Here is a 25,897-nt window from a genome sequence, read left to right on the forward strand (position 1 = left end):
GCCGGCCGAACCCGAATGAATGAATAATCGGCCCTTCAGGAATCCTATGAGTTCGTTCAATTCCGTCGATCCGCTGTCGGACGTGCTGGCGATGCTGAAGCTGGGCACCAGCACCACGTCCCGCTTCGAGGCCAGTGGCCGCTGGGCCTTCCGCTTCCCGTCGCATGTCTCCGACCTGAAGTTCGGCGCGGCGCTGGCCGGCCGCGTGCAGCTGCGTGTCGAGGGCCTGAAGCCGGCGACGCTGGAGCCTGGTGACTTCTACCTGCTGTCCAACGGGCGGTCCTTCAGTTGCGCCAGCGTTCCCGCGGGCACCATGCAGGACGGCGTGTTGTCCTTCCGCGACCACCGAGGTCCCGACGGCACGGTGCGCTACGCCGGCCCGGGCGAGCACGAAGCGCCCGCGGTGGTCATGGCCAGCAGCGGCTTCAGCATCGATGCCGACGTGAAGGCGCTGCTGCTGCGCCACCTGCCACCGCTCGTGCACCTGCGCGCCAGCGACCCGGCCTCGCGGCCGCTGGCCGGCCTGCTGGAATTGCTTGGCTGGGAGATGGCCGCGGCGCGTCCGGGCGCCTTCGTCGCCAAGGAGAGCATCGCGACGCTGGTGCTCGTGCAGGCTTTGCGCATCCACCTGGAAAGCGGTCCGCAGCCCGAAGGCTGGCTGCGGGCGATGGGTGACCGGCGCATCAGCGTGGCGCTGTCTGCGTTGCATGGCGACCTGGCACAGCGCTGGACCGTCGAAGGCCTGGCCGCGGTCGCCGGCATGTCGCGCACGGCCTTTGCCGTGCGCTTCAAGGAGCTGGTGGGAAGCGCGCCGCTGGAGTACCTGACGGCCTGGCGCATGACGGTGGCGCGGCGTTCGCTGTCACAGGGCAGCGAGCCGCTCGCCGCGATCGCCGAGCGGGTGGGCTACCAGTCGGAAACCGCGTTCAGCGCCGCTTTTCGCCGGGCGCAGGGCCAGAGCCCGGGGCGCTTCCGTGCCGAAGTGCAGGCTGAGGCTTCACCTGCCTGAGCGCGGCAGCAAGCCCTGCAGCAAGCCAGCGCCAGACAGGCAGTCGAGCAGCCGTCCGACACGGACACGCACGACTGGTCGCCTTCGCGGAGCGGATGGTTCCGGCAGCATGCACTTCATCGGGTCGGCCACGGCAGCCCAAATCTTTGAGGAGCACTCCATGTTCGGCAAGAAGGACACCACCACCAACATCAAGACCCTGATCGCCCAGGGAACGCACATCAACGGCGACCTCAAGTTCGAGGACGGCCTGCGGGTGGACGGTGAAGTCCATGGCTCGATCCACGCGACTTCCGACAGCGGCAGCCTGCTGGTCATCTCCGAAGGCGCGGTGGCGGAGGGCGGCCTCAAGGCGGACCACGTCATCATCAACGGCACGGTCAAGGGCCCGGTGGAAGCGCGCGAAGTGCTGGAGCTGCAGGCCAAGGCCCGGATCGAGGGCGACGTCCAGTACGTGGCCCTCGAAATGCACCAGGGCGCCACGATCCTCGGCCAGCTGCGGCCCATGGGGTCCGCGGCCCGGGACGACAAGACGGTGGTCCGCCTAGCGTCGACGAACGGGTGACCGGCACCGAAACCGTCAGCTTCGACGGGGCAAAGTGGGAGTAGTCCTACTTGCAAATGGCGAAGTCTCCCTAGAATCTCTTCGGTCCCCATAGAGGCGAAGATGGAATCGAAGAAGGTGTGGAGCGAGACGGCAAAGCTGGTGGAAGCCGCGGGGCGTGAGGCGCCGCTTGCGCGCGTGCTGTCGGAGGTCGTGAGTGCGGCGAGGGCGATCACCAGCGAGGGATGCCGGGCGGCGCTGTACCTGCATGACCTGGGGGCGGCCTGCCTCAACCTGGGGGTCAACGGCGGCTTGCCTCAGGGGTATGTGGACGCGGTCCAGGGCTTCAAGGTCGCCGAAGAACAGCCGGCGTGCGGCCGCGTGGCGTACCTGGGCGCCGAAGATATCGTTCCCGAGATCAGGCTGGATGCCCGTTGGCAGCCCTATTCGGGCCTGGCCGACGCGCATGCCATCCAGGCGTGCTGGTCGTTTCCCCTGCTGTCCGAGATCGGTGTGCTGGGGACGCTTGCCGTGTACCACGAGGTGCCCACGGCACCGACGAGCGCCCAGGCTGAAACCCTCCGCTATCTGGCCACGATTGCCGCTGCGGCCGTCGAGCGGTCCAGGCGGGAGTCGGTCTACCAGGACGAGTTGAAGCAGCTGCCGGTCACGGCGGATTTTTCTCCTTCGGGACGCCGTTCCGGCACGGGCAGCGAAAGCATCATGGCCTACATGCGGACCAATTCCGCTGGCCGATCGACCTGAGCGGGCACCGCACGAAAGACGTTCAGCGCCCTGCGCGTGCTGCCGCCTGCGCGGCGATTTCCGCGGGAAGCCGCTTCAGCAGGAATCGAATGGCCAAGGGCACGACGATCATGTCGTCGATCAGCCCGATGACGGGAATGCCGGGCCAAAGGACGTAGAGGACGAGGAGCGCGACCCCCACTTTCAGCCACGCCGGTGCTTCCGGGTGGCGCAACGCGAACCAGAGCGTGCGCGCGTCGCCGCGCATCAGGTTGAACAACAAAGCCACGCGCTTGAACATCGCAGTATTCCGGGGAACCGGTCCGCCACCGGACCGTGAGGCGCCATACTTGCCTGCGGACCGCCGCAATTCAAGCGTGCCGCGGCCTGGGCCTCGCGGGCAAGCGCCCGCCTGTCATTTATTCCACATGCTGCAGCTGACGTCTGGCGGAGCGACCCGCTCAGAATGCGAACGGCACGTTGACGGACAGCGTCACATCCGGCGAGGCGCCCCCGATGCCGATGCCTATCGCCGGCTCCACGAAGACGCCGCGACCGACCTGCATGGTGGCCCCGAGCTGCAGCTGATAGCTTTCCCGGCTCGGCGTGAGGGTGCTCGTGCCGAAGCTGCGTGGATAGGTCTTGTACGAGCCGATGAAAGTGCCGCTCAGCGCCACGGAGTCGTTCAGCGCGTACACGTAGCCGAAGTTGAAGCCCACGTTGTTCTCGCCCAGCGTGCGCCGCGGATCGACGCCGTCCACCTGGAATCCGCGCATGTAGTTGGCGCCGCCGAACAGGACCACGGGGTCGAAGCTTTTGCTCAGGACGATGCCCGCGCCGACGCCCCGGTCGCCCGGCCCCGTGGGCACGACGACGTCGCCGCTCACCACGACGTTCGGACGGCCAACCCCTTCGCGCGCCAGCACCCCGAGCACGCTCGACGAGAGGTCCCCTGCATAGGTGTCGCTCGTCGACGTGGAGTTGCCCAACGCGGGCACGACGTCGGTGGAGATCCGGCGGTAGGTCGCCGGCAGGCGCGCGGAGACCTGCAGGTCGTCACGCAGCCCGTAGCGCGCGGTGAAACTCGCGGTCGTGGTGTTCTGCACGACGCGCAGCAGTCCGAAGTTCTGGCGCTCCGAGCGTGAATACGACAGCCCCGCCTCGACGCTGGTCCGCCCCGCCGGCATGAGGACGCCCTGGTCGCGCAGCGCGGTCTCTTCCGCCGTGCGCGCGTTCGGCTTTTCGCCGACGGCCTGGGGCGCGGAAGCGGCGGCGCGCGCCGCCTGGGGCGGGGTGGCTGCGGCCACGAACCGGTCGCCTCGAAGCCAGTCCGCCAGGGCCGCGCGGAGGAAGCGCCACTGACCCTGCACGGAGCGCGCCGGCACCGAACTGGATTTCGCAAGGTCGGCGAGCGCCTGCGGCTCCACGCGCAGGAAGCGCGCCGCTTCATCGAGCGTGAGCACCTCGGGCTGGGAAGAGCTCGCCGCTGGCGCAGGCAATTCTCCCGCGGCCATGGCGCCGGAGGGAAGGCAGCCGACGAGGAGCGTGATGGAACACGCGATCGTGGCGGAACGCAGCGTTTCAGCGAATGCCATGGTCTCCTCGCGAGGGTGATGCGGTTTCGAACAGGCGCCGCGCCGTGACCGCCTCCAGGTTGACGGGGCGGTCAGGCACGTCCAGAGCGGACGTCTCCGGCCAGGCTCTGCCAATGCTCGGCTCCACGGCGAAGACGATGCCGCGGCCCTCCGCATCCGCCCACATGTCGACGAAGCGATAGAGCGGCATGCGGACGTTGCCCAGCGACGGATCGGCCAGCCAGGCGCGGTCGCCGCGCACGCCCTTGAGGACCGTGAAGTGCGGGTAGCCACGGGACTGCACGAACACGATCACCGGCCGGCGCAGCTTTTCCAGCTGCGACACCGGAATGCGGAAGCCTTGCGCCGCGTGGCGGTGGACGGCAGCGAGATGCTGGAGGTCGAGAAGCGAGAGTCCCTTGCGCTGCACCGTCGTCTGGTCTTCGGCGGAGATCATCTCCAGCAGCTCGGTGAGGAGGGCCTGCTCGTCGACGGGATCGGACAGTCCGTAGGTCAGCAGCGTCGCCAGGGCGGCGGCGCCACAGGAATAGTCGTATCGCTGCCGCACCACACCCGCGTCGCGCAGCTCGCGGACGGACGCGACCCGGGAAGAGGGCCGGGCCGGTGCGTTGCCGGCGTCCTGGGCGGCGCACCGGAGCGGCAGCAGGGCGCTTGCGGCGAGGAGGAGGGCAAGCGCTCTGGTCATCGGGCCGGAGAGAGCGCGCCGGAAATCGGCACGCTCTCTCCTCCACGGCGTGGACCGCAACGCTCAGTAACCGCGAGCGGTGAGGAACGCCAGGACGCGGGCGACCGCGTTGGGATACGTCGCGACGAGGTGGTCGATCTGCGCGAGCAGGTAGGCCTCGAGCACCGGGTTTTGCACCTTCGCGATGACCGCAGCCTTGATCTCGTCGATCGTCAGCTGGCCGTAGACGGCGTTCATCTCGGACGATGACAGGGCCTGCGCCTCGACCCCCTGCAACGCGGAGAACGACTGCTCGTCACCCGCATATGCGGCGGTGCAGGCCAGCACCGTGATTGCAATGGCCCCTGCGAACTGGATGGACTTCATGGGAAGCTCCTTCGAGAAGTTGGATTGAACTCGTACCAAGTGCCAGAACATCCGGGTCTGTCCACACGGACCGCTCTCAACTCATGTGGCCGGGCCCGCAGCCAGTATTCGCCGACGGCGCGCCGGGCACCTGAGGGAATACGCGTCCGGAAATGCGGGCCGGTGCCCGATTTCTTAAGGAGACTTTAAGGAACGGGTTCAGCAACCCTGGCGAGGGGGGGATCGGTAGGGTCACCCCACCCTTGAAAGTAGGAAGCGAGTCCATTGCCGCCAACGGACGGCTCTTTACCATGACTCGCACAGGCACCAGGCATTGCAAGTCGTTCGGGACCCATCGTCAATTTTTTTGCGAGGCGTCCATGCGCATCCATCATCCGTTGAATGCCGCTCACGTCATCCGGCGGGTGGTGGCTTTTTGCGCCGCAATCCTGAGCATGGGGGCCCTCGCCCACGGTTCGATGCCCGAACCGGCCATGGACGACGCCCATGCGCACGCCCATCACCACGTGACCCCCGAGACCCTCCGTTCGGTGCGCGATTACCGGCTGCCCGCGGTGTCGCTCGTTCGCGAGGACGGCAAGCCCGTCGTCCTGGCGGACGAAATGAACGACGGCAGGCCGGTGGTGCTGACCTTCATCTACACCACCTGCACCACCGTCTGCCCGCTCACCAGCCAGACGCTTGCGGAGCTGCAGCGCAAGCTCGGGACGTCCCGGGACTCGGTGCACATCGTCTCGATTTCGATCGACCCCGAGCAGGACACGCCGGCGAAGCTGCGCGAATACGCGCAGCGCTTCGGGGCGGGGCCGGAGTGGCGGCACTACACGGGCACCCTGGCGGCCAGCCAGACGGTGCAACGCGCGTTCGACGTCTATCGAGGCAACAAGATGGACCACGCCCCCGTGATGCTGGTTCGCGCAGCGCCCGGCGCCAGCTGGGTCCGCATCGACGGATTCGCCACCGCCGACCAGTTGCTGGCCGAGCTTCCGACGCGGCACGCGTCGCGATAAGAGACCCACGACGAAGAAGGAGCCTTCATGTTCAGCGATCAGTCACGCCTGCTCCGACTGCTGCCTGTCCTGGCACTGGCGATCCTTGGGCTCAACGCGCAGGCCCAAAGCTTCCGCGTGCAGTGCCCTGCCGGCACCACGCTGCACCCCGCCAACACCGGCGGCGACCCGAACTACGACACGATCACCCGGCCGCTCGACACCAACCCGGCGACCAACCCCACCGGGACCAGGAACATCTCGGGCAAGCTGAACCCCTTGCCCTCGATGGCGAACCCGCACATCAAGTGCCAGCAGATCTCCGGTGGCGACGGCTTCGCGACGATGGGGGACGGGACGCAGACCTACCTGTTCGCGTTCGGGCCGCTTTCCGGCCTGAGCAACATCGTCAAGGGCCTCCCGGGCACGACGACGGCCCAGGACTTCCTGCAAAGCAACGTAGGTGTGCCGAACACAGCCGGATATGGCGCCGACGGCGTGCTGGAGGCCGTCAAGGTCGGCGCGCCTGACAGCTACGCCTACGCGTTCAACGGCGCGATCGGCCTGGTTCCGGACAGCCAGGCGGTCGACAACCAGGATCCGACCACCGGCAACAACACGGCCGCGCCCGGCACGGAGCTCACCGGGCACGTCGACCCCCGGCTGGTCATGGACGTCGGCGTCCTGAATGGCAGCGCGCCGGCACCGACGATGTCGATCGAGGAGGGGGACGAACTCTTCCTGACCCTGACCAACGTCGGGATGATCATGCGGCCCGACCTGTTCGAACAGCACACCGTGCACTTCCACGGCTATCCCAATGCCTCGTCGTTCTACGACGGCGTGCCTGACGCATCGGTGGCGATCAACATCGGCGGCAGCTTCACCTACTACTACCTGGCGCCGGAGGCCGGCACCTACATCTGGCACTGCCACATCTCCCCGCCCGAGCACCTGCAGATGGGGATGGTCGGCCAGATCTACGTGCGGCCCAGGCAGAACACGGTCGCCACCAACGCCTCGCTCTATGCGGCGCTGACGGCCAGCAATGCGCCCACCGCGGTCGCGACGAAGTGTGCCGGCACCGACCTGCTGTGCTCGACGCAGAGCCCCGGCTCCGACAACGGCGCCACGCGCGCCGCGGGGCGCATGTACGCCTACAACGACGGCGATGGCAGCACGGCCTACGACGTCGAGTACCCGATCCAGCTGCACGGATTCGACCCGAACTTCCATTTCGTGGGCATGACCTTCAATCCGGAATCGTTCGTCGACAACAAGGACAAGTACTTCCTGCTCAATGGACGCAGCTACCCGGACACGGTCAACCCGGACCCGATGAAGACGCAGTCGTCCGACGGCGTCGAGCGCTTCTCGCAGCCGCTGCCGACGATCATCAACATCCCCTGCCTGAACCAGGGCAGCGGCAACGTCTGCGGTGATGGCCGCGCGCTGCTTCGCTTCAGCGACCTGAACGTCACCGAGTACCACACGCTCGCATCGCTAGGCGTGCGGATGCACGTCGTCGGCTACAACGCGCGCCTCCTGCGCGACGCCGACGGCAACAACACCGACTATTACTCCAACTCGATCCACCTCGGTGGCGGGGAGTCGGTGGACGTGATCCTCGAGGCCAGCGGCGCCGTCGCCGGCCAGAAGTTCTACCTGTACGCGGCGGAGCTCGATCACCTGTCGAACGACGCCGAGAACTTCGGCGGAATGATGACCGAGGTGAACATCTGCCCGACGACCGTCAATGCCGCCACGAAGCAGTGCAACTGAGGAGAGCCGCGATGCAAGACAACCACAAGCTCTTTGCCGTCGCACGCCGCCATCGTTTCATCGGCGGCCTGGCAAGCCTCCTGGTCGCAGGGGCGGCGCAGGCCGCCGCGCCGGGAATCACGGGTGGGTCGGTCAGCGGCTCGGCGAGCTTCGACCTCGTCGCCTCCGCCGGCTACACGACGCAACCCGACGGCGCGTCGATCTATACCTGGGGTTATGGCTGCAACACCCCGCCGGCCGGTTTCGCGCCTGCGGCGATCGCCGGCTTCTGCGGGCAGATGCAGCTCCCGGGCCCGACCCTCATCGTCCACAAGGGCGACACGGTCGCGGTCACGCTGCACAACAACCTGCCCGCGGCCGCCGGCAACACGTCCATCGTGTTCTCCGGGTTCAAGGCCTGCGCGGCGACGCTGAATCCGGATGGCACGTGCACCGGAACGGCCAGCGGCACGCCGGGCCTGCTGACCCAGGAAGCGGCTCACGCAGGCGCAGTCACCTACACGTTCAAGGCGGACGCTGAAGGCACCCACTCGTACTACAGCGGCACGCAGGGCGACCTGCAGGTCGAGATGGGCATGTACGGCGCGCTGATCGTCCTGCCAAGCACCACCGGCCTGTCAGTGTCCTGCGCCGCCACCCAGGTGACGGCGGCGCAGCAGGCCGACCGGGGATCCGGCAGCCCGTCCGACTTCCGCCTCGCAGGCGCCGCATACGACCACGGCTCGGCCTGCTACGACCGCGAATACGTGTTCCAGACCTCCGAGATGGACCCGCGCATCCACGAGCAGGCGGCCGCGCAGGCGGCGATCGCGTGCAACAGCCCGGCCGGCTGCATGAACGTCGAGACCGAGCCTTACCACCCGGCCTACTTCCTTCTCAATGGCCGGTCCATGCCCGACACCCTGGACCCGAACTACACGCCCCAGTATCCGAACCAGCCGTACAACGCCAACCCGCACCTGCACCCCGGGGAGGTCATGCTGCTGCGGATCATCGGGCAGGGGCGCCTGCAGCATCCCTTCCACGAGCACGCGAACCATGTCCGCGTCCTCGCGCGCGACGGCCAGATGCTGTTGAACGCGAACGGCAAGCTTTCCGGCCCGCTGCTGTTCACGACCACGACGAGCCCCGGCCAGACGATCGACGCCTTGTTCCAGTACGTCGGCAAGAACCTGAACTGGGACATCTACGGCCATGGTGTCGGTGTCGCGGCGTCGGGCGGCGATGTCGACTTCAATCCGGCCACGGACTGCGACGCCAACGGCTTCTTCACGAAGACGCCGACGGCGAACAACTTCTACGAATGGTGCGGAGACCATCGCAAGGCGCTCGAGGTCAAGCCGTTCGGGAACGTGGGCAGCGGCGGCCCCGTCACCTTGCCGGACCCGAACGTCCTGACCAATGGCCCGTGGTACAGCGGTAGCCCTTACCTTGGGCCCGATGCGAACCTGCGCTCGGTCGGACCGACGCCGATTCCGCCGTTCGGGACCATCGCCAACTCCCCCAGTTCGGAAGCGGGCTTCGCGTTCATGTGGCACTCGCATAACGAGCGAGAGATCACGACGAACAACATCTTTCCCGGTGGGTTGATGACCATGCTGCTGGTGGACCCGTGGGTCTACCTCATCGACGAGTCGAAGTGAGGAAAGGGACAAAGACATGGCTACGATCAAGATGAGCCTGGTTCGCACCGTCCTCGCCGCGATGTTCCTCGCGCATGCGGCCGGCGCAGCCATCGCGCAGAGCACGGTCACACTGACCGCCGCGTCCGCGACGGCCGTCCTTCCCGACGGCCAGTCCGTGCCCATGTGGGGGTACGCATGCGGCGCGGTGACGGGGACGGGCGCCTCGTGCGGCGCGATCAACGGAACCGGGCCTGGCTGGACGCCACCCCTGATACGCGTCCCTGCCGGCCAGCTGACGATCACCCTCGTCAACAACCTGAAGGTGCCGACCTCGATCGTCATCGACGGCCAGCTGGGGGGTGGCCTCGGCAACGCGCCCTCCCGCATGGTCAGTCCCGCGCACCCGGCGCAGGGCACGACGTGGCCGGGATCGCTGGGCGGCACGTTCGGTGCAGTGGATGCGGTCACTGTTTCCACGGCCGGTACGGGCTACCACGTCGGTGACGTCGTCACCATCAGCGGCGGCGGCGGCAGCGGCGCCACGGCGGAAGTCGCCAGCGTCGGCGCGGGCGGCAACATCACCGCCGTGCAGGTCGACAGCCCCGGTGACGCGTACACATCCGCGCCGTCCGCGGCCGTCACCAGCGGCACGGGGACGGGTGCGGTTCTCGCCGTCTCCCTGGCGCAGCAACCGACCTTCCAGCCACCGGCGCAGGCCGACCGCGTCCGCTCGTTCGCGACCGAAGTGGCGCCGGCTGCCACCAATACCGCCCTCACGTGGCTCAACCTGCGGCCGGGAACCTACCTGCTCCACTCGGGCACCCAGCCCTCGATCCAGCATGCCATGGGCCTGTACGGTGTGCTCGTCGTCACCGAAGCTACGCCGAACACCGCCTACGGCACGGGCTTCGACACCGACGTGCCGCTGCTTTTCAGCGAGATCGACCCCGACCAGAACGCCGCGGTAGCCACCGCGGTAGCCAGCCCCACGTTCAACGAACGCGCAAACTACGCTGGGCCGGGCAACTGCAAGGATCCCGATAGTGGAGCCGTGAGCGCAACGATCGCCTGCTACCCGCCGGCGGTCAACTACTCGCCGCGCTACTACCTGATCAACGGAACCTCATTCGACCGCGGCAACCTGGCGGCATCGACCTTGCCCGGCCCGGGCGCGGTGGCGACCACCGGCAACGTGCTGCTGCGCATCGTCAACGCCGGCCAGCGCATGCACGCGCCTGCCGTCGTCGGCGCCAACATGACGCCGCTCGCCGAGGATGGGAACAAGGTCTCGAAGGCCACGGGCGTGCAGGCATCGATCCCGATGCCTCCGGGCAAGACCTTCGACGCGATCATCGCGCCGACAAGATCCGGTGCGACGGCCTATGCACCGGCAACCTACGCCGTCTACGACCGGCAGTTGAGCCTGTCGACCAACAACCAGCGCGATGGCGGCATGCAGGCCTACATCGCCGTCGCCGGCGGCGCCACCAGCGGCACCGGCTCGGCTGCCTCCGCGGTGCTGGCCAAGGCGAACCCCGACGCCTACAAAGTCGTTCCCGGGGCGACCCTCACCGTGAGCGACGCGAGCAAGGGCCTGATGGCCAACGACATCGGCGTCTATGGCGTGCGCCTGGACGGCGCCGCACCAGCCACCGGCACGCTGACCCTCAATGCCAACGGCACCTTTACGTACGCGAGCGATGCCAGCCTCGCTGCGCCCGTCACGTTCAACTACTGCGCCAACAATGCACCGTCGGGCGACGCCAATCTCTGTTCGACGGTGACGGTCTCGGTCGCGGCCGCTGCCGCCGCGCCAGTTGCCGGGCCGATCACGTTCAACAGCGCGATCGCATCGCGCTTCACATCGGCGCCGCCGGGGTTGTTGTCGGGAGTCACCAACGCCTCGGGCCTGGTGCTCACCGCGAACCCGCCGGCCGGCGTGACCAACGGCACCGTCACGGTGAACCCCGATGGGTCCTTCGTCGCGACGCCGTCCTGCGCGGCGCCCTGCAGCCTGACCTTCAACTACAGCGTCAAGAACGCGCAGGGCACCTCGTCGAACACTGCCCTCGCCACCGTGAACTTCGTCAAGGGCAGCGGCCTCTCCGTGGCCGTGAAGGACGGCCCGACCGGTGGGGCCATCTCCGACTACCGCTGGATCATCGAGGAGGACCGCACTTTCTGGATCGACCCCAAGTGCCAGGTCAATTCGACGGACCCCGCGATCCGGCCTTCGAGCTGTCCGCCCCTGCCGGTCGAGAGCCTCGGCTACAACTTCCACAGCTCCAGCATGCCGGTGGTCGCCTCCGGTTGCGTCGGCACGGTGTCGTGCGAAGTGGGCCAGACGCTGCAAGGCGCCCCTGCGGCATGCGACGTGGGCAACGGCGTCTGCCGTACCGACGCGTCGCAGAAGACCCCGGTCAGCCCGGGCGACGTCCTGCTCGACCCCAAGAAGCGGTACTTCCTCTCGATCCTGCCGGGCGACGCGATCAATCCGACGATCTCCGGCTTCGGCGGCACGGTCAAGGACTGCGGCGCCTTCAGCACCGACCCGAACAGCGCGACTGGTCCGAACTGGGTGCTCTACGACCCGGCCAGCGGCACCGCCGGCAATTGCGGCCACGAGCAGGGCGGCGTCCAGTTGCCCCCGGGCACGACGGCGGCCACCGTCAACCTGCAGCAGATCCCGCTGCCGACCGCGAAGATTTCCGTCTTCGTCTTCCAGGACGACAACCCGCTGAACGGCGAGAACGATGCCGGTGGCGGCGTCGACGTCATCGCGCCGACCGAGGCCGGCCTCGGTGGCTTCGAGATCAAGCTGTTCGACCAGGCCGGCCAGCTGGGTGACGCCACCGGGCAGATCACCTACGACGAATTCAACATGCCCGTGAGCAATTCGCTCGCCGGCTACATCGATCCGCTGACCGGCCTCGACGCCTGCCCCATCACCGCCCGCACCGACACGCTCGTCGGCATGATCCCGACCTGCCCGAAGTACGAGTCCGACGGCATCACCCCGTCGCCGCTGGCCGGCCAGGCGGTGATCGCCAACCTGTACCCCGGGCTGTACGAGATCCAGGCGTTCCCGGCGGCTGACCGCATCGCGCGGGGCGAGCAATGGCTGCAGACGAACACGCTCGACGGCGGCAAGCCGCACGAGGCATTCATCATCCCGAACGAGCCCGGGTACTTCCAGGAATTCGGTCCCGGCGGCTTCCACGTCGCGATCGGCTTCGCCAACCCGGCGATGATCAATGCGCGCAAGGCTGGCTACTGCGCGTCGTCGCTCAATCCGGGCGGCGCTGCTTCCTGCAGCAACACGCTGACCGTCGAAGTCACCAACAACCACATGAGCCGCACGCCCGACCAGCGGACGTACGACAGCGAGAGCTACGACCACTACAGCTTCACCCAGTGCTACGTCTCGATCGGGGTGGCGGACGCCGAGGATTTCGCCCTCCAGCCCTGCGTGTTCACGACTGACGCCGACGGCAAGACGCACGCTACGGCCACCTTCACCGGCATGCCCGCTGGAACGTTCAAGCTGTCCGTCTTCGACCAGTGGAACGACATCATGCTGGACGGCCTGGTCGGCACCGTGGAGATCGGCGCCGGTGGCACGACAGCCAAGAAGTTCCCGGTGACGCAGTGGCGCTCGAACCTCTACACCCGCACGTACATCGACACGGACGGCAGCGGTGTCTCCAGCGACGCCAAGCCCGGCCTGGCCCTGGTCAACACCAACATCCGCTATCGCGATGGTTCGATCGGCTTCTTCAACAACACCGACCTGAACGGCTACGCCGCGTGGAACGAAGTCTTCCCGCTCATGAACTGGCTGGTCGTGGAGACCACGCAGACGCGGTTCAAGCCCACGTTGACGCACAGCGTCTACGACGCGGGTGGTCCGGTGGACTGTTCGTCGCAGGCGGTTCCGGATGCAACGACCGGCTACACCGGCTGCACGACGGTCGCGGCCAACCTGGCGAACACCAACGTTCGCGTCAAGCTGCCGACGGACCTGCGCGTGCCGGGCGCGAAGTATTGCGACACCGCGGACTGCCTCCCGGGCGACGCCGGAAACGGCGGCTCCACCGGCGCGCTGTTCCCGCCCCAGGCCTTCGGCAACACGATGGGCTGGCAGGGCCTGCTTGGCCAGAACACCTTCATCGAGTTCGGCGTCAAGCCGTTCAAGAAGGCGGCTGGCACCGCGCCCGCCGAGAACGGCGGCATCCAGGGCCAGGTGATCTATGCGTCCACCCGTCCGTTCGACGACCCCTCGCTGCTGCTGCAGCTGTCCTGGGAGCCGGGCATCCCGCACGCGACCATCAACCTCTATCGCAAGGACGTCGACGCCCAGGGCAACGAGACCCTGAAGCTGGTCGACACGACGAAGAGCGCGAGCTGGGACGACTGGGCGCAGGGCTTCCGCACCGGCGCCGACGGCACCTCGCTGCTGACTGCGGGCTCGGGCGCGAACGCCGGTTTCGTTCCCAACATGAACTGCCCGGGGCAAGCCGGTGACAGCCCGTTCTTCGCCACGCTGAAGAACAGCAAGATGTGGCTCGACACGCCGGACGGCAGCGGCAACAAGAAGGCGCTGGCTTACCAGGCGCAGTTCAAGTGCTACGACGGGTGGTCGCAACTGAACCAGGCCCAGCCCGCGCCTTACGACGGCTATTACCGCTTCCCGAGCGTCACGGCCATGAATCCCTCGACCGGCAAGCCGGCGAAGACGAACTGCACGTCGTGCGTCACCAACCCCGATGACGGCACCCCGATGCTGCCGTCCGGCACGTACGTGGTCGAAGTCATCGTTCCTGAGGGTTACCAGCTGGTCAAGGAAGAAGACAAGAACATCCTGATGGGTGACGTGATGGTCGCGCCGGTGAGCCAGCAGTTCGCCGGTGTCAGCAACATCTTCATCATGCCCGACCAGGCGGCGGTCAATTCCGCCTTCAACGCCGCGAGTCCCGGCGGCCTCAACAAGACTGTCGATCTCGGTTCCAAGACCTTCCCGCGCCACGAAGGCGACACCGGCAGCATCGAGGCGTTCTGGCCGTGCGTCGGTGCGCAGCGCCAGGTGCCTGACTACATGAGCGAATTCCCGGGCTCGCAGCAGGCTTCGCCGTTCGCCGGTGCGATCCGCCGCCTCTGCGACCGCAAGGAAATCAAGCTCGCCGACGAAGCATCGGTGACGGCCAAGTTCTACCTTTTCAGCGGCCCCCATATCGCCGGACACTTCACCGGCCTGATCACGAACGACTTCGCGTCGGAGTTCGACCCGTTCTCGCCGCAGTTCGGCGAAAAGTTCGGCCCACCGAACCTGCCGGTCGGCCTGCGTGATTTCAACGGCAACGAGGTGGCCCGCGTCTATGCCGACCAGTGGGGCGTCTACAACGGCCTGTACTTCTCGACCTGGTCGCCGAACCCGCCGAACCCGACCGGCTACGCGCCGATGATGTCGATCGCGTGCATGAACGATCCGGGCCCCATCATGGTCAACGGCGTCTCGATGACCGACCCGTCCTACAACCCGGCCTACAGCAATTTCTGCTACGAGCAGCCGTTCATGCCGGGCACGATGACCTACATGGATACGCCGGTCATTCCGACCCAGGCGTTCGCGGACAACTACAACCTGCCGGATACGGAGTACCCGAACCAGACGCCGGCGATCAAGACCGTGGTGAACTCCAGCGCTTCCGAACCCCAGGGTCCCTGGGTCCATTCGGGCGCGATGGCGATCCGGATCACCGCCCTGGGTGACAAGACGATCCAGAACCCGCACTTCTCCGGCCCCAACGCGAGCACGTCGCCCTACAACCAGAAGACCATCACCCGCCACTACGGCTTCGGCAGCAGCGGGACCGCGGTCCTGGTCGCGCCCGACGGAGCGACGACGGCGAGCCTGACGATCACGGCGTGGAGCGACACGGCCATCACGGCCACGGTGCCCAACAACCTGTCGAACGCGTTCAACTGCAAGGTCCAGCAGCACGGCACGCCACCAGGCCAGGCGGCCCAGTGCGGCCAGCTCGTGATCACGCGCGGCGACAACGGCAAGCGTTCGATCGATGCGATCACGGTCACCGTCGGCGGCAGCGCGCCGTGGGTCGTGTCCCAGACGGCCGTCACCGCGCCGTCCGGCAAGTCGGTCAAGGACTACGGCGCCGCCTTCGGCCGCATGAGCCTCACTCCGGGCGCGGTCAACCAGAGCCCGATCCAGGTGGCGATCGACAGCGCGAGCCCGGGCGACCTGATCCTGGTGCAACCCGGGACCTATCGCGAGAACCTGATCATGTGGAAGCCGGTTCGCCTGCAAGGCGTAGGCGCGGCCGCGGCGACGATCAATGCCGACGCGCATCCGGCCGGTCACATGGACCAATGGCGGCGCCAGATGGTCTGCGTGTTCGGTCTCGACCTGAACGGCGTGCCCAACATCGGCAACGACCCGGGCAAGTTCGACCCGACCGGCCAGTACCTGTGCCCCGACGACATGTTCCTGACGGGCGACCGCATTCCGTTCGAGGCGATCACCGGCTGGCAGGCCAGCGGCAACGGCAACCTGGCCCAGGTGCTGCAGGAACCCACGCTGCTGGGCGCCTACGAAGGCGCGGGCATCACGGTCGTGGGCCGCGGCGTGCGCGCCCCTGCCAATGATCCCTTCTTCCTCGGCAACGATCCGACCGCGGCCGGCGCCTTCCCCGACGGTTCGATCTACCTGACCGACGGCTCGACGGCGCTCGGCAACGTGCCAGCCAACTCCGACGACTGCGTCGTCCACACCGGTGCCGTCGCGAAGAACGGTGGCAACTACGGCACCAGCAACTACCGCTGCAATCCGTCGCGGATCGACGGCCTGGCCGTCCTCAACAGCTCGCAGGGCGGCGGCGGCATCTTCATCCACGGCTGGAACCACAGCCTGGACGTGGCGAACAACCGCATCTCGGCCAACCACGGCACGCTGGCCGGGGCGGTCAACGTCGGCAACGGCGAAACGCCGGGCGTGTACCTGAACGACGGCGTCATCTGCAACACCGGTCTCACGCCGGCGCCGCTCTGCCCGCCGATCTACTCCTCGGCCAACACCCCCAACGGCGCGGCGATTCCGTTCGGCTTCAACACCAACGTGCGCGTTCACCACAACATGCTGTGGAACAACGCCTCCATCGGCGATGCGCTGTGGACGGGCACCCCCGCCGGCGCGGGCGGCGTCACGGTCAGCGCCGGGGGCGATGGTTACAGCATCGACCACAACTGGATCGCCGGCAACCTGAGCACGGGCGACGGTGGCGGCATCCAGTCGCTGGGCGTGACCTTCAACGGCAGGATCGCCAACAACGCCATCCTGTTCAACCAGAGCACCAACCCGACCCTGCCCACCAACGGCGGCGGCATCGTGATCCAGGGAGCCAACGAGCCGCGTACGTTGAACGGCAACGAGTGCGGTGGCGCCTCCGACACCGACTGCCCGCCTGGCCTGGGTGACGGCACCGGCCCGGGCCTGGTGATCGACGCCAACCTGATCTACGGCAACAGTGCCGAGAGCGGCACGGGCGGCGGCATCGCGCTGGAGCAGATCAACGGCAGCGAAGTGATCGCCTTCCAGGCCAGGCCCAACCTCTGGTACGACGTGACGGTGACCAACAACATCATCGCCAACAACGTGGCCGGCTACGACGGCGGCGGCGTGTCGATGCGCGATGCGCTGAAGGTCAGCATGATCAACAACACGATCGCCTCGAACGACACCACCGCTTCGGCCGGCGTGCTGTTCAAGACGCTCGGCGCGATCAACGCGAGCAACCCGCCGCCTGGCTGCAACTCGCAGACCGACCCGTCGCTGCCGCAGGATCCGAGCTGCCTGGGCCGGGACGCCCCGCACGGTCCCCAGCCTTCCGGCCTGGTGACGATGGCGCATACGCAGAACCTGGTCAGCGCAATCGCGGCGCTGCCGTCCATCGCCGGCCAGAAGATGATCTGCCCGAACGGCTTCGGCTACGCCAACGGCACCGCCAGCACCCTGGTGAATGCCGACTGCATGACGTTCTCGCGGCCGGCGATGGTCAACGACCTGTTCTGGCAGAACCGCACCTTCCACGTGAATATCGTGGGTCCTGGCAGCGGCCTGATCTCGCAGCAGAACCTGGTGGTGATCGCCCCGGGAGCCGCGTCCAACAACACGCCGCTGGCGGCACAGACCGCGTCGGGGCAGTGTCCGGCCGGTGCGTCCTACTGGGACGTCGGCCTGCGGACCGACGATGTCCAGGCGGGCCTGATCGGTCCCACGAACAACAAGCTTGTGATCACCAACTCGATCCTGACCGGTACGGGCGACATCTCCAACATGAACGACGTGCAGGCGAGTCCCACCAATCGGGTCGGCGTGGCCAATCCGGTCGTCGCGCAGATCTGCAACGGCGCCCGCGTCCCGCCCGAACTGTGCGCGGGTGGAGGCAACACCAGCCTGAGCGGCGCCGCGACCTGCCTGGGCTACAACGCACCCGTGGGCGCGTCGGAGACCACCAGCACGTCACAGCTGTTCGTCTTCAACAGCATCCAGCCGACGGCGACGGTCGACGAGGGCCATAACTGGCTGAACCTGGTCTACGGTCCGCTGACGCTGGCCCGCCCCGGCGTGGCGACGGCTACCGCCGGCGAGCAGATGCTCGCAGTCGCCAGCACGGCCCTGGACACCGGCGCCTATTCGATTCCTGGCAACTCGCAGGCGATCGGGGGCGGTGTCGGTCAAGCCGGCAACAACCACGACTTCTTCGGCAACAGCCGTGCGACGTCGGGAGCGATTGCGATCGGCGCGGTCGAACGCGTGGCAAGTGCGCCGACCTATGCCGTGACGCTGACTCCGAACCCGCTGGCCTTCGGCAACTGGGCGGCCGGCACGACCAGCGCGGTGTTGAACCTGACGGTGGCCAACACCGGCAGCAACGGCCTGACCAACCTGACCTACACCTTCGGTGGCGGCACGCCGCAGCCGTTCAGCCGCGTGACGACCGGGACCTTCCCGGCCAGCGCGCCGAACTGCGGGGCGACCCTGGCCGTCGGAGCCGTGTGCACGGTGAAGGTCCAGTTCGCGCCTGGAACGGGAACCGGCGGCACCAGCTACACGCGGACGCTGACGGTGGCTTCGACGACGGCCGGGACGCTCGCGCCGACGGTGGAGAACCTGACCGGGGCGAGCGTGGCCAATCGCGCGGCGGTGACGATCGCGGCGCCGACGATCACGCTGGCTAGCGGTGTCAACACCGGAACGGGCACGGTGACGTTTGCCAACACGGCCGCTGCCGGCGGTTCGCAGGTCAGCGTCACGAACGTTGCCGCGACCGGAGGTACGGCGCTGACTTACCTCTTCACCAACGGTACGCTCGCAGGACCTGACAACTGCACCGGCGTGGCCTTGGCACCTGGCGCATCGTGCACGGTGGCGGTGAGGTTTACCAACACGGGCTCCGCACGCGGCACCAACAGGACCGGAACGATCACGTTCACGGATACCGGAACCGGCTCGCCGCAAGCCGCGACCCTGACCGGATTCGCAACGCCATGATCCGGGTTCTTGCCAGGCGGCGGCTGCTCAGGGTGCTGGGAGCACTTGGGGTGGCCGCGGCGGCCCACACCGCCATCGCCGCGGATGCGGTGTCGCCGCTCGACCGGCGCATCGCACTGCTCGCCCGGGAGCTGGACCTGGATGCGACCCAGCAGCTCAAGGTCAGGGCCTTGCTCGAAGGCCAGCGCGAACAGATCGTGCGGGCCTGGCAGGACGAATCGGTTCCCGGCGCATTGCGCATCGCACGCACCCAGGCGATCAGCGAGCAGACCGAGGACGGAATCCGCGCGTTGCTGACCGATGCGCAAAAGCAGAAGTACTTCAAGCCGCGCATGGAGCGCGGCCCGATCGGCGGGACGTCGGATGACGATCTGGCGACCTACGTGGACAAGATGAACCGGCGCTGAGCGCAGTTTCAGGAGGGTACCCGACATGCAGTCGACCGCAACGTTCTTCGAAAGTCAGTCGCGACCCTCCCGCGACGGAATGCTGCGCTGGATCCGGGCGGCGGCCTGGGTGGTGCTCGCCGGCGCCGTGTCGCTGGGTGCGCTGGCACAGGCGCCCGCGGACGCCACAGCCGGCGAGAAGACGGAGGCGCCAAGCGAGCCTCAGGGCGCGGCGGGGCCCGGCGCCATGTCGCATGCCGAAGAAGCGTCCGGGCCCTGGAACAAGCGGCCAAAGGCCCCGACCGGCGTGGACGGGCAACTGAAGCGACTGGCCATCGACCTGAAGCTCGACGCGGCGCAGCAGGCGAAGATCAAGCCGATTCTGGTGGCGCGAAGCGAGCAGATGCAGCGCCTGCAGCAGGACACGCAGCTGACGCCGACCGAGCGGCGCCAGCGCGCTCTCGCCATTGGCGACCGTTCCTCCGAACAGATTCGCGCGCAGCTGACGGACGCCCAGCGCGCCCAGTACATCCAGCCGCGCGCCGCGACCGTGGCCCAGGCGGGGCCCCCCGGCAAGCGCAGCGGGATGCCGCCCGCCACGGCCACGCCGGGCAAGGGGGTCACGCCGTGAGCGCGCGCCAAGCTTCCCACCGAGCTGCCGGGCGCGCGTTCGCGGTGATGCTCCTGTCGCTGGTCCTGGGCACTTCCGTCGCGCAGCCTGCCCCCGCCGGCGGCCCTGCAGCGGGGAAAGCAAACACCTTGGTTGCCGCTGCGCCGCCGGCCGCGCCGGCCAGCGCACGCATGTCGCCGCATGCGCGCGCTGCACGCGAGCGTGCTGCGGCGCAGGCCGCGGCGCAGGCCGCATCCGGGCCGGCCGGTGTCCGCTACTCGCCGTTCACCGACAGGCGCAAGCCGCACAGCCAGGTGGGTGCCCGATGAGCCGGTTCGCGCCGTCCGTGCGCGCGGTGTTCGCCGGAGCGATGGCCCCGCTGTTCCTCGTGGCTGGCGCCGCCGCCGCCGCCCCGCTGCCCTCTGGAACAGCGGCCGCGGCGAGCGCATCGGCAGCGGCGTCCGGGCCGAAGAAGTCCCCGTTCCGCCAGCAGCGGGAGAGCTCCAAGGCGCAGAACTTCTATGCCTCGCGCTGGGGCATCGACGACCTGCGGGTGCGCTCGACCAATTCCGGCAACCTGATCCGGTTCAGCTACCGGGTCGTGAACGTCGATCTCGCGCAGGGGCTGAACGACAAGCACAACACCGCGGCCCTGCTCAGCCCGCGCGCCCATGTGGTGCTCCAGGTGCCGGTCATGGAAAAGGTCGGGCCGCTGCGCCAGGCCATGGCCCCCGAGGCCGGGAAGGAGTACTGGATGGTGTTCTCCAACAAGGGGAACTTCGTCAAGCCCGGTGACCGGGTGGACGTGCTGATCGGCAGCTTCCATGCCGATGGCCTGATGGTGGAGTGACGCGCTTGATTGCTGCAACGGAGGCCCTGCTGTGAAAACAATCCCGATGTCCCTGGCGCTGTGCGCCGCCTCGCTGGCGCTCCTCGGCTCCGCCGCCTCGGCGGCCGACCTGACGGCGGCGCAGATTTCCGAACGCAACGCCACGGCGCGGGGCGGCGCGGCGGCCTGGCGTGCCGTGCAGACGATGTCCATGAGCGGTGACATGGATGCCGGCGGCAAGACCGACGCCAAGCTGCCTTACACGCTGGTCCTGAAGCGGCCGCACATGAGCCGGCTGGAAATCCGCTTCGAGAACCAGACGGCGGTGCAGACCTTCGACGGCAGGCAGGGCTGGAAGTACCGGCCCTACCTGGGGCGCATCGAGGCCGAGCCGATGACCCCGGCGGAGCTCAAGTCGGAGCAGGCCAGCGACGAACTCGATGGGCCCCTCATCGACGCGGAGCGCAAGGGCACCCGGGTCGAGGTGGCCGGCGTCGACAAGGTCGAAGGCAAGGATGCCTACCGGCTCAAGCTCACGAATGCCGCCGGTGCGTCGCGCAACCTGTGGATCGACGCCGCCAGCTTCCTCGAGGTCAAGATCGACGGTGAACCGCGCAAGCTCGATGGCCGCGTGCACAAGGTGGCGGTGTTCTTCCGCGACTACAAGACCGTGAACGGCTTGAACATTCCCCACACGCTCGAGACCGTCGTCGAAGGCGTCAAGCAGACGCGCAAGATCGTGGTCAAGTCGGTGGCCATCAACCCGAAGCTCGATGACGCGCTGTTCGGCAAGCCGCAGCCCGGCGAGCCTGGCGCGGGCAGTCCCAAGGCCTCGGCACTCTAGGGGCCGCTCGTGCCCATGCTGCGCAGATCCCTCCTGATCGGCCTGGCCGGAGGGTGCATCGCGCCGGTCGTTTTCGCCCAGGCCACAGCGAACGTCGACGTCGCGGAGATCGTCGAGAGGAACGCCGCAGCGCGCGGCGGGGTCGGGGCATGGAAACGCCTCGAGACCATGGCGTGGACGGGCCACGTCGAGAGCGGCGCGCGGACGGAGCCCGACCGCCAGTTCCTGCTGGAGCAGAAGCGGCCCGGCAAGACGCGCTTCGAGCTGGTCACCGACGGCCGCCGGTTCATCCGCATCTACGATGGCAAGGGCGGCTGGAAGTTGCGGCCGAACGCGGGCAACGGCAGGCCGGAGCTTGCACCGTACACCGAAGACGAGATCCGCTTCGCACGCACTGCTCCGGTGATCGACGGGCCCCTGATGGACGCCGTCGCCAAGGGAGCGGTCGTCACGCTCGCGGGGCAGGGCGAAGCGGGGGGCCGGCGTGCCTACATCCTGAAGGTGGCGCTGCCCTTTTCGGGGGGCGAGCAGCGCATCTGGATCGACGCCGAGACCTTTCTCGAGGTCCGCCATGACCGGCAGGTCCGCGCCGGCACGGGCCAGGTGGGCACCGTGTCCGTGCTGTTCCGCGAATACCGCGAGTTCGAGGGCCTGCGGCTGCCGACCGAGATCGAAACCGGGGCAGGCATCAGCGGCGCTGCGAACAAGCTCGTCATCGAACGCGTGGCGCTCAATCCAGACCTCGACGACCGCGCTTTCGCGCGGCCGGAAGTGCCGACCAGCCGCAAGAACAGCGTCATCGTCGACACCCGCAGCATAGCCACGGGTCGTGGCGGACAGCCACCGGCAAACCTGCCGTGAATTGGCGAGCGCTCGTCCCTGGCCTGGCGCTCGCGGCACTGCTGTCGGACCCGGCGTGGGCAGCCGGAGCGGCTTCCTTGCCCGATCCGAACAATGACACCGGCGCGGGCATCTACCTGCGCGGCACGGCGAGCTCCGGCCAGGCTGTCGCCGGCAGCCGCAGCGCAGCCTCGAAGGTCCAGGGCACTGCAGCCGCCTGCGCGAACTGCCACCAGCGCAGCGGCCTGGGCAGCCGGGAAGGCCGCAGCTTCATCCCGCCGATCACCGGCCGCTACCTGTTCCGCCCGCTCACGCAGGTCAACAAGGATTTCGACCTGCCTTACGTCGAAGGGATGCGGCCCGATCGACCCCCTTACACGGATGCGACGCTGGCGCGTGCCATTCGGGAAGGCGTGGATTCGCAGGACAAGCCACTGAGCTACCTGATGCCTCGCTACGAGCTGGGAGAGGCCGACATGGCGGCGCTCGTCGGCTACCTGAAGCAGCTCGATCAGCGCCACGTGCCCGGCATTTCCGCGACGGCGCTGCACTTCGCCACGATCATCACCCCGGATGCCGATCCGGTGAAGCGGCGTGGAATGCTGGAGGTGCTGCAGCAGTTCTTCGCGGCGCGCAACGTGCGGCAACTCGGCGCCGCGCCCCGCATCATGGGCCAGGGCAAGTCGGTGTACGCCGGAACGCTCGAGATGGAGCATCGCCGCTGGGAACTGCATGTCTGGGAGCTGGCGGGGCCGCCGTCGGACTGGCAACGCCAGCTCGATCAGTTCCTGGCCAGCCAGCCGGTGCTGGCCGTCGTCTCCGGCCTGGGCGGCAGCACCTGGGCGCCCGTGCACGCCTTCTGCGAACGCGCGGCGGTCCCTTGCCTGTTCCCCAACGTCGAAGTCCCGGTCGACCAGCAGCGCGACTTCTACTCGCTGTACTTCACGCGGGGCGTGATGCTCGAGGCCGACTTGATGGCCGACGCCATCCTGCAACCGGAAGAAGGCGGCAAGGCGAGGACCGTGCGCCAGTTCTACCGCCCGGGAGACAGCGGCGCGGCCGGGGCCGCCGCACTCGCCGCTGCGCTCAAGGGCCACGGCGTCGAAGTCACGAGCCAGGCGCTAGTGCCGGGCAGGACCGTTGGCGAGGAGCTTTCGAGCTCCGCGGCGCCCGACGCACTGGTCCTGTGGCTGCGCCCCCGGGACATGGCGACGCTCGGTGCCGCACCGGCAGCGGGGACGGCCGTGTACCTCTCCGGCCTGCTCGGAGGACTCGAGGGTGCGCCGCTGCCTCCAGACTGGCGAGCCCGCGCGCAACTGGCCTATCCGTTCGACCTTCCGGATCGGCGGCGGGTGCGGGTCGACTTCGTGCTGGGCTGGTTCCGGATGCGCAAGATTCCCATCGTCGACCTGCAGGTGCAGACCGACACCTACCTGGCCTGTGGCCTGCTTTCGGAGACCTTGAGCCACATGGTGGACGCCCTGGGGCGGGACTACCTGGTGGAGCGCATGCAGTCGATGCTGGAGCACCGCATCGTCACGGGTTACTACCCGCGGCTGGCCATGGCCACCGGCCAGCGCTTCGCTTCGAAGGGCGGCTACCTGGTTCACTTCGCCGACGGCCAGGGTTCGCGCCTGCTCCCGGACCAGGGCTGGAAAGTGCCCTGAAGGGCTTCAGCCGTCGTTCGCCTCGCAGCGTGGCGCGTACGCGGGCGGGATGTCGGGGTCGAGCGGCGCCCCATCGAAGCTGCCTGGCTCGCGCTCCAGGGGCTGGCGAGTGCGATAGCTGCGCGGCTCGCCGGCGCTGAGCGAGTCCGGGTTCAGGCGCGCGAGCGAATCGGGCCTTTCGACCAGGCCGAGCTCGATCGCGACCATCGTCAATTCCGCGGCGTTGCGCAGGCCGAGCTTGCGCATCAGGGTCGCCCGATGCTTTTCCACCGTCTTGGGGCTCACGCTCAGGAACTCCGCGGCGCCCTTGTTGGTGCGCCCTTCGGCGATCAGTTGCAGGATGCTGCGCTCGCGTGTCGTCAGCCCGTCGAGGCGGGAGATCGGCGCCTGGGCGCGTTGCGGGTGGAGGAAGGTGTCGAAGACGTGCTCGGAGACGTCGGGGCTCAGGTACTTCTTGCCCATCGCGACATTGCGCAGCGCCAGCTGCACTTCCTCGATCGTGGCGTTCTTCAGCAGGTAGCCGTCGGCGCCGATGCGCAGGGCGGCGCGCACGTGCCCTTCGGTGCGCAGGCTGGTCAGGAGGATGATACGAACGTGCGGCTGGCGGCGCTTGAGCTCCGCCACGCACTCGAGGCCGTTGACGCCGCCGAGCGCGATGTCCGTGACCACGACGTCGGGGTCGATGTGGAGCGCCGCCTGGACCGCCTCCTTGCAGGTGCTGACGTCGGCCACCACCGTGAAGTCGGGGTGCGCCGAGATCAAGGCGGCCAGCCCCTTGCGAAAGAGGTTGTTGTCGTCGACGAGGAGAACGCGGATGCTCATGACGGGCTCCGGCGGGGCGAGGTAGGCGGTTTGCGTGGCGGTGTCGCCGGGGGGGCCGCGGACGCAGGCGTTGCGGGCACGACCACTCCGCGGCGGGGCACGTAGGCGAAGACCCAGTCCTGGTACGACGCCGCGTCCTTGAAGGCCTGGTGCGCCGGGCTGAAGTTGGCCTTCTTGAGCGGCGCGGCCTCCGACAGGCTGTAGACCCCCACGATGCGGTCGCCGGCCTTCAGCAGCCCCCATTCGGCCTTGCCGGTGATCGGATCGGGATAGGCGCGACGCAGGTGGTGCACGGGGGTCGGAAAGCGGTCGTCATCTAGCAGGACTTCCAGATTGGGCGGATAACCGCGCTGCCCGCCCCGAGGCGCCGACGTGTAGTAGCGCTGGATCGCTTGCCGGTACTGGTCGCCGACGAAGAGCAGTTCGGTCTCACGCTCACGCTGGCGCGACATGCTCCAGACATCGACCGTGTGCATCAGGCCGACCGCGAGCAGCGCCAGTGCGACCAGCAGGGCGAGCAGGACGGCGCCGCGCTGGCCAACGCGGGAAGGCGTGCGATGCAGGAAAGCGCTCGCGCTCATGATGCGGCCCCCGACGAGGCCGGTGATGCGGCCGGTGGTGCGGCCGGTGGTGCGGCGGGCGACGAAGCCGGCGATGAGGCCGGCATCACGTCGTAGACGTTGCCCTGCGTCGGATCGGCTGGCGCGACGATGGTCCAGGTGGCCAGCTCGCTGACCGGATCGACGGGAACCTGGCGCAGGTAGTGCCTGGCGACCAGTTCGTCGAGCGATTCGGGGTAGCGGCCGAGGTCGGCGCTGAACTTGTCGATCGCGTCGCGGATCGTCGCCAGGTTCTGCCGCTGGACAGTGGCCTTTCCGCTGTCGACGGAGCGGAAGTAGCGCGGTACGGCGAGCGTCAGCAGCAGCGCGATCAGGGTCATGACGACGAGGATCTCGATCAAGGTGAACCCGTGGCGGAGTTTGCGCATGGCC

20 protein-coding genes are annotated in these 25,897 nt (G+C 68.1%); 13 read left to right on the forward strand and 7 right to left on the reverse strand.

From position 1 onward, the window contains the following. Positions 1-46 precede the first annotated feature (46 nt). From HHL11_RS11890 to HHL11_RS11900, 3 genes are all read left to right on the forward strand, one after another. Positions 47-1,009: an AraC family transcriptional regulator gene (locus HHL11_RS11890; protein ID WP_169418581.1), complete on the forward strand. Its 963-nt coding sequence runs from the start codon at positions 47-49 to the stop codon at positions 1,007-1,009. Positions 1,010-1,169: 160 nt separating this feature from the next. After that, positions 1,170-1,574 carry a bactofilin family protein gene (locus tag HHL11_RS11895; RefSeq protein WP_169418582.1) on the forward strand — a complete coding sequence of 135 codons (405 nt, stop codon included), beginning with the start codon at positions 1,170-1,172 and terminating at the stop codon, positions 1,572-1,574. A 102-nt stretch (positions 1,575-1,676) separates the two neighbouring features. Further along, entirely contained in the window at positions 1,677-2,318 is a 642-nt protein-coding gene (locus HHL11_RS11900; RefSeq protein WP_169418583.1) for a GAF domain-containing protein, read from the forward strand. A 22-nt stretch (positions 2,319-2,340) separates the two neighbouring features. Here HHL11_RS11900 and HHL11_RS11905 read toward each other — a convergent pair whose 3' ends face one another. From HHL11_RS11905 to HHL11_RS11920, 4 genes are all read right to left on the reverse strand, one after another. Continuing rightward, on the reverse strand, positions 2,341-2,598 hold the full coding sequence (locus tag HHL11_RS11905; RefSeq protein ID WP_169418584.1) for a YkvA family protein: 258 nt from the start codon (positions 2,596-2,598) through the stop codon (positions 2,341-2,343). Between the two features lie 160 nt (positions 2,599-2,758). Beyond that, a complete protein-coding gene (locus HHL11_RS11910) occupies positions 2,759-3,892 on the reverse strand; it encodes a helix-turn-helix domain-containing protein (protein ID WP_169418585.1) in 1,134 nt (377 codons plus the stop codon). Beyond that, positions 3,879-4,577 carry a C39 family peptidase gene (locus HHL11_RS11915; protein ID WP_169418586.1) on the reverse strand — a complete coding sequence of 233 codons (699 nt, stop codon included), beginning with the start codon at positions 4,575-4,577 and terminating at the stop codon, positions 3,879-3,881. Before HHL11_RS11915 ends, HHL11_RS11910 begins: the two co-directional genes overlap by 14 nt. Positions 4,578-4,640: 63 nt before the next feature. Further along, positions 4,641-4,943 (reverse strand): hypothetical protein, encoded by a 303-nt coding sequence (locus HHL11_RS11920; RefSeq protein ID WP_169418587.1) that lies wholly within the window; start codon positions 4,941-4,943, stop codon positions 4,641-4,643. Between the two features lie 359 nt (positions 4,944-5,302). Between HHL11_RS11920 and HHL11_RS11925 the strand changes: the two genes are divergently transcribed. From HHL11_RS11925 to HHL11_RS11970, 10 genes are all read left to right on the forward strand, one after another. Continuing rightward, positions 5,303-5,953, forward strand: coding sequence for an SCO family protein (locus HHL11_RS11925; RefSeq protein ID WP_425355194.1), 651 nt, complete (start codon positions 5,303-5,305; stop codon positions 5,951-5,953). 27 nt (positions 5,954-5,980) lie between these two features. Beyond that, the gene (locus HHL11_RS11930; protein ID WP_169418588.1) at positions 5,981-7,714 is read left to right on the forward strand and encodes a multicopper oxidase domain-containing protein; all 1,734 of its coding nucleotides are present in this window, start codon (positions 5,981-5,983) and stop codon (positions 7,712-7,714) included. Positions 7,715-7,725: 11 nt separating this feature from the next. Next, positions 7,726-9,357: a multicopper oxidase domain-containing protein gene (locus HHL11_RS11935; RefSeq protein ID WP_169418589.1), complete on the forward strand. Its 1,632-nt coding sequence runs from the start codon at positions 7,726-7,728 to the stop codon at positions 9,355-9,357. A 16-nt stretch (positions 9,358-9,373) separates the two neighbouring features. Beyond that, positions 9,374-18,907 carry an Ig-like domain-containing protein gene (locus HHL11_RS11940; RefSeq protein ID WP_169418590.1) on the forward strand — a complete coding sequence of 3,178 codons (9,534 nt, stop codon included), beginning with the start codon at positions 9,374-9,376 and terminating at the stop codon, positions 18,905-18,907. Next, the gene (locus HHL11_RS11945) at positions 18,904-19,314 is read left to right on the forward strand and encodes a hypothetical protein (RefSeq protein WP_169418591.1); all 411 of its coding nucleotides are present in this window, start codon (positions 18,904-18,906) and stop codon (positions 19,312-19,314) included. Before HHL11_RS11940 ends, HHL11_RS11945 begins: the two co-directional genes overlap by 4 nt. A gap of 25 nt (positions 19,315-19,339) precedes the next feature. Then, a complete protein-coding gene (locus tag HHL11_RS11950; RefSeq protein WP_169418592.1) occupies positions 19,340-19,924 on the forward strand; it encodes a hypothetical protein in 585 nt (194 codons plus the stop codon). 304 nt (positions 19,925-20,228) lie between these two features. Next, entirely contained in the window at positions 20,229-20,753 is a 525-nt protein-coding gene (locus HHL11_RS11955; protein ID WP_240980059.1) for a hypothetical protein, read from the forward strand. A 46-nt stretch (positions 20,754-20,799) separates the two neighbouring features. Beyond that, positions 20,800-21,576, forward strand: coding sequence for a LolA-like protein (locus HHL11_RS11960; RefSeq protein ID WP_169420023.1), 777 nt, complete (start codon positions 20,800-20,802; stop codon positions 21,574-21,576). A gap of 15 nt (positions 21,577-21,591) precedes the next feature. After that, entirely contained in the window at positions 21,592-22,437 is an 846-nt protein-coding gene (locus HHL11_RS11965) for a hypothetical protein (RefSeq protein WP_169418593.1), read from the forward strand. A 77-nt stretch (positions 22,438-22,514) separates the two neighbouring features. After that, positions 22,515-24,083, forward strand: coding sequence for a c-type cytochrome (locus HHL11_RS11970; RefSeq protein ID WP_342593205.1), 1,569 nt, complete (start codon positions 22,515-22,517; stop codon positions 24,081-24,083). Between the two features lie 6 nt (positions 24,084-24,089). On the opposite strand, the gene HHL11_RS11975 is transcribed toward HHL11_RS11970, so the two are convergent. The 3 genes from HHL11_RS11975 to HHL11_RS11985 are packed head-to-tail and all read right to left on the reverse strand — an operon-like array spanning position 24,090 to position 25,893. Further along, positions 24,090-24,905 carry a response regulator gene (locus HHL11_RS11975; RefSeq protein WP_169418595.1) on the reverse strand — a complete coding sequence of 272 codons (816 nt, stop codon included), beginning with the start codon at positions 24,903-24,905 and terminating at the stop codon, positions 24,090-24,092. Beyond that, positions 24,902-25,486 (reverse strand): type II secretion system protein, encoded by a 585-nt coding sequence (locus HHL11_RS11980; RefSeq protein ID WP_240980060.1) that lies wholly within the window; start codon positions 25,484-25,486, stop codon positions 24,902-24,904. Before HHL11_RS11980 ends, HHL11_RS11975 begins: the two co-directional genes overlap by 4 nt. Beyond that, positions 25,483-25,893, reverse strand: a complete 411-nt coding sequence (locus HHL11_RS11985) for a type II secretion system protein (RefSeq protein WP_169418596.1) — start codon at positions 25,891-25,893, stop codon at positions 25,483-25,485. Before HHL11_RS11985 ends, HHL11_RS11980 begins: the two co-directional genes overlap by 4 nt. Positions 25,894-25,897 lie beyond the last annotated feature (4 nt).

It is taken from the genome of Ramlibacter agri, from assembly GCF_012927085.1.
In the GTDB taxonomy this organism is placed as follows: Bacteria; Pseudomonadota; Gammaproteobacteria; order Burkholderiales; family Burkholderiaceae_C; genus Ramlibacter; species Ramlibacter agri.

Coding starts and splice junctions, on each gene's coding strand:
- HHL11_RS11940 (WP_169418590.1), top strand. CDS start 9,374: ATGGCTACGATCAAGATGAGCCTGGTTCGCACCGTCCTCGCCGCGATG.
- HHL11_RS11945 (WP_169418591.1), top strand. CDS start 18,904: ATGATCCGGGTTCTTGCCAGGCGGCGGCTGCTCAGGGTGCTGGGAGCA.
- HHL11_RS11890 (WP_169418581.1), top strand. CDS start 47: ATGAGTTCGTTCAATTCCGTCGATCCGCTGTCGGACGTGCTGGCGATG.
- HHL11_RS11900 (WP_169418583.1), top strand. CDS start 1,677: ATGGAATCGAAGAAGGTGTGGAGCGAGACGGCAAAGCTGGTGGAAGCC.
- HHL11_RS11980 (WP_240980060.1), bottom strand. CDS start 25,486: ATGAGCGCGAGCGCTTTCCTGCATCGCACGCCTTCCCGCGTTGGCCAG.
- HHL11_RS11965 (WP_169418593.1), top strand. CDS start 21,592: ATGCTGCGCAGATCCCTCCTGATCGGCCTGGCCGGAGGGTGCATCGCG.
- HHL11_RS11915 (WP_169418586.1), bottom strand. CDS start 4,577: ATGACCAGAGCGCTTGCCCTCCTCCTCGCCGCAAGCGCCCTGCTGCCG.
- HHL11_RS11895 (WP_169418582.1), top strand. CDS start 1,170: ATGTTCGGCAAGAAGGACACCACCACCAACATCAAGACCCTGATCGCC.
- HHL11_RS11975 (WP_169418595.1), bottom strand. CDS start 24,905: ATGAGCATCCGCGTTCTCCTCGTCGACGACAACAACCTCTTTCGCAAG.
- HHL11_RS11930 (WP_169418588.1), top strand. CDS start 5,981: ATGTTCAGCGATCAGTCACGCCTGCTCCGACTGCTGCCTGTCCTGGCA.
- HHL11_RS11905 (WP_169418584.1), bottom strand. CDS start 2,598: ATGTTCAAGCGCGTGGCTTTGTTGTTCAACCTGATGCGCGGCGACGCG.
- HHL11_RS11955 (WP_240980059.1), top strand. CDS start 20,229: ATGAGCCGGTTCGCGCCGTCCGTGCGCGCGGTGTTCGCCGGAGCGATG.
- HHL11_RS11985 (WP_169418596.1), bottom strand. CDS start 25,893: ATGCGCAAACTCCGCCACGGGTTCACCTTGATCGAGATCCTCGTCGTC.
- HHL11_RS11925 (WP_425355194.1), top strand. CDS start 5,303: ATGCGCATCCATCATCCGTTGAATGCCGCTCACGTCATCCGGCGGGTG.
- HHL11_RS11950 (WP_169418592.1), top strand. CDS start 19,340: ATGCAGTCGACCGCAACGTTCTTCGAAAGTCAGTCGCGACCCTCCCGC.
- HHL11_RS11920 (WP_169418587.1), bottom strand. CDS start 4,943: ATGAAGTCCATCCAGTTCGCAGGGGCCATTGCAATCACGGTGCTGGCC.
- HHL11_RS11960 (WP_169420023.1), top strand. CDS start 20,800: ATGTCCCTGGCGCTGTGCGCCGCCTCGCTGGCGCTCCTCGGCTCCGCC.
- HHL11_RS11935 (WP_169418589.1), top strand. CDS start 7,726: ATGCAAGACAACCACAAGCTCTTTGCCGTCGCACGCCGCCATCGTTTC.
- HHL11_RS11910 (WP_169418585.1), bottom strand. CDS start 3,892: ATGGCATTCGCTGAAACGCTGCGTTCCGCCACGATCGCGTGTTCCATC.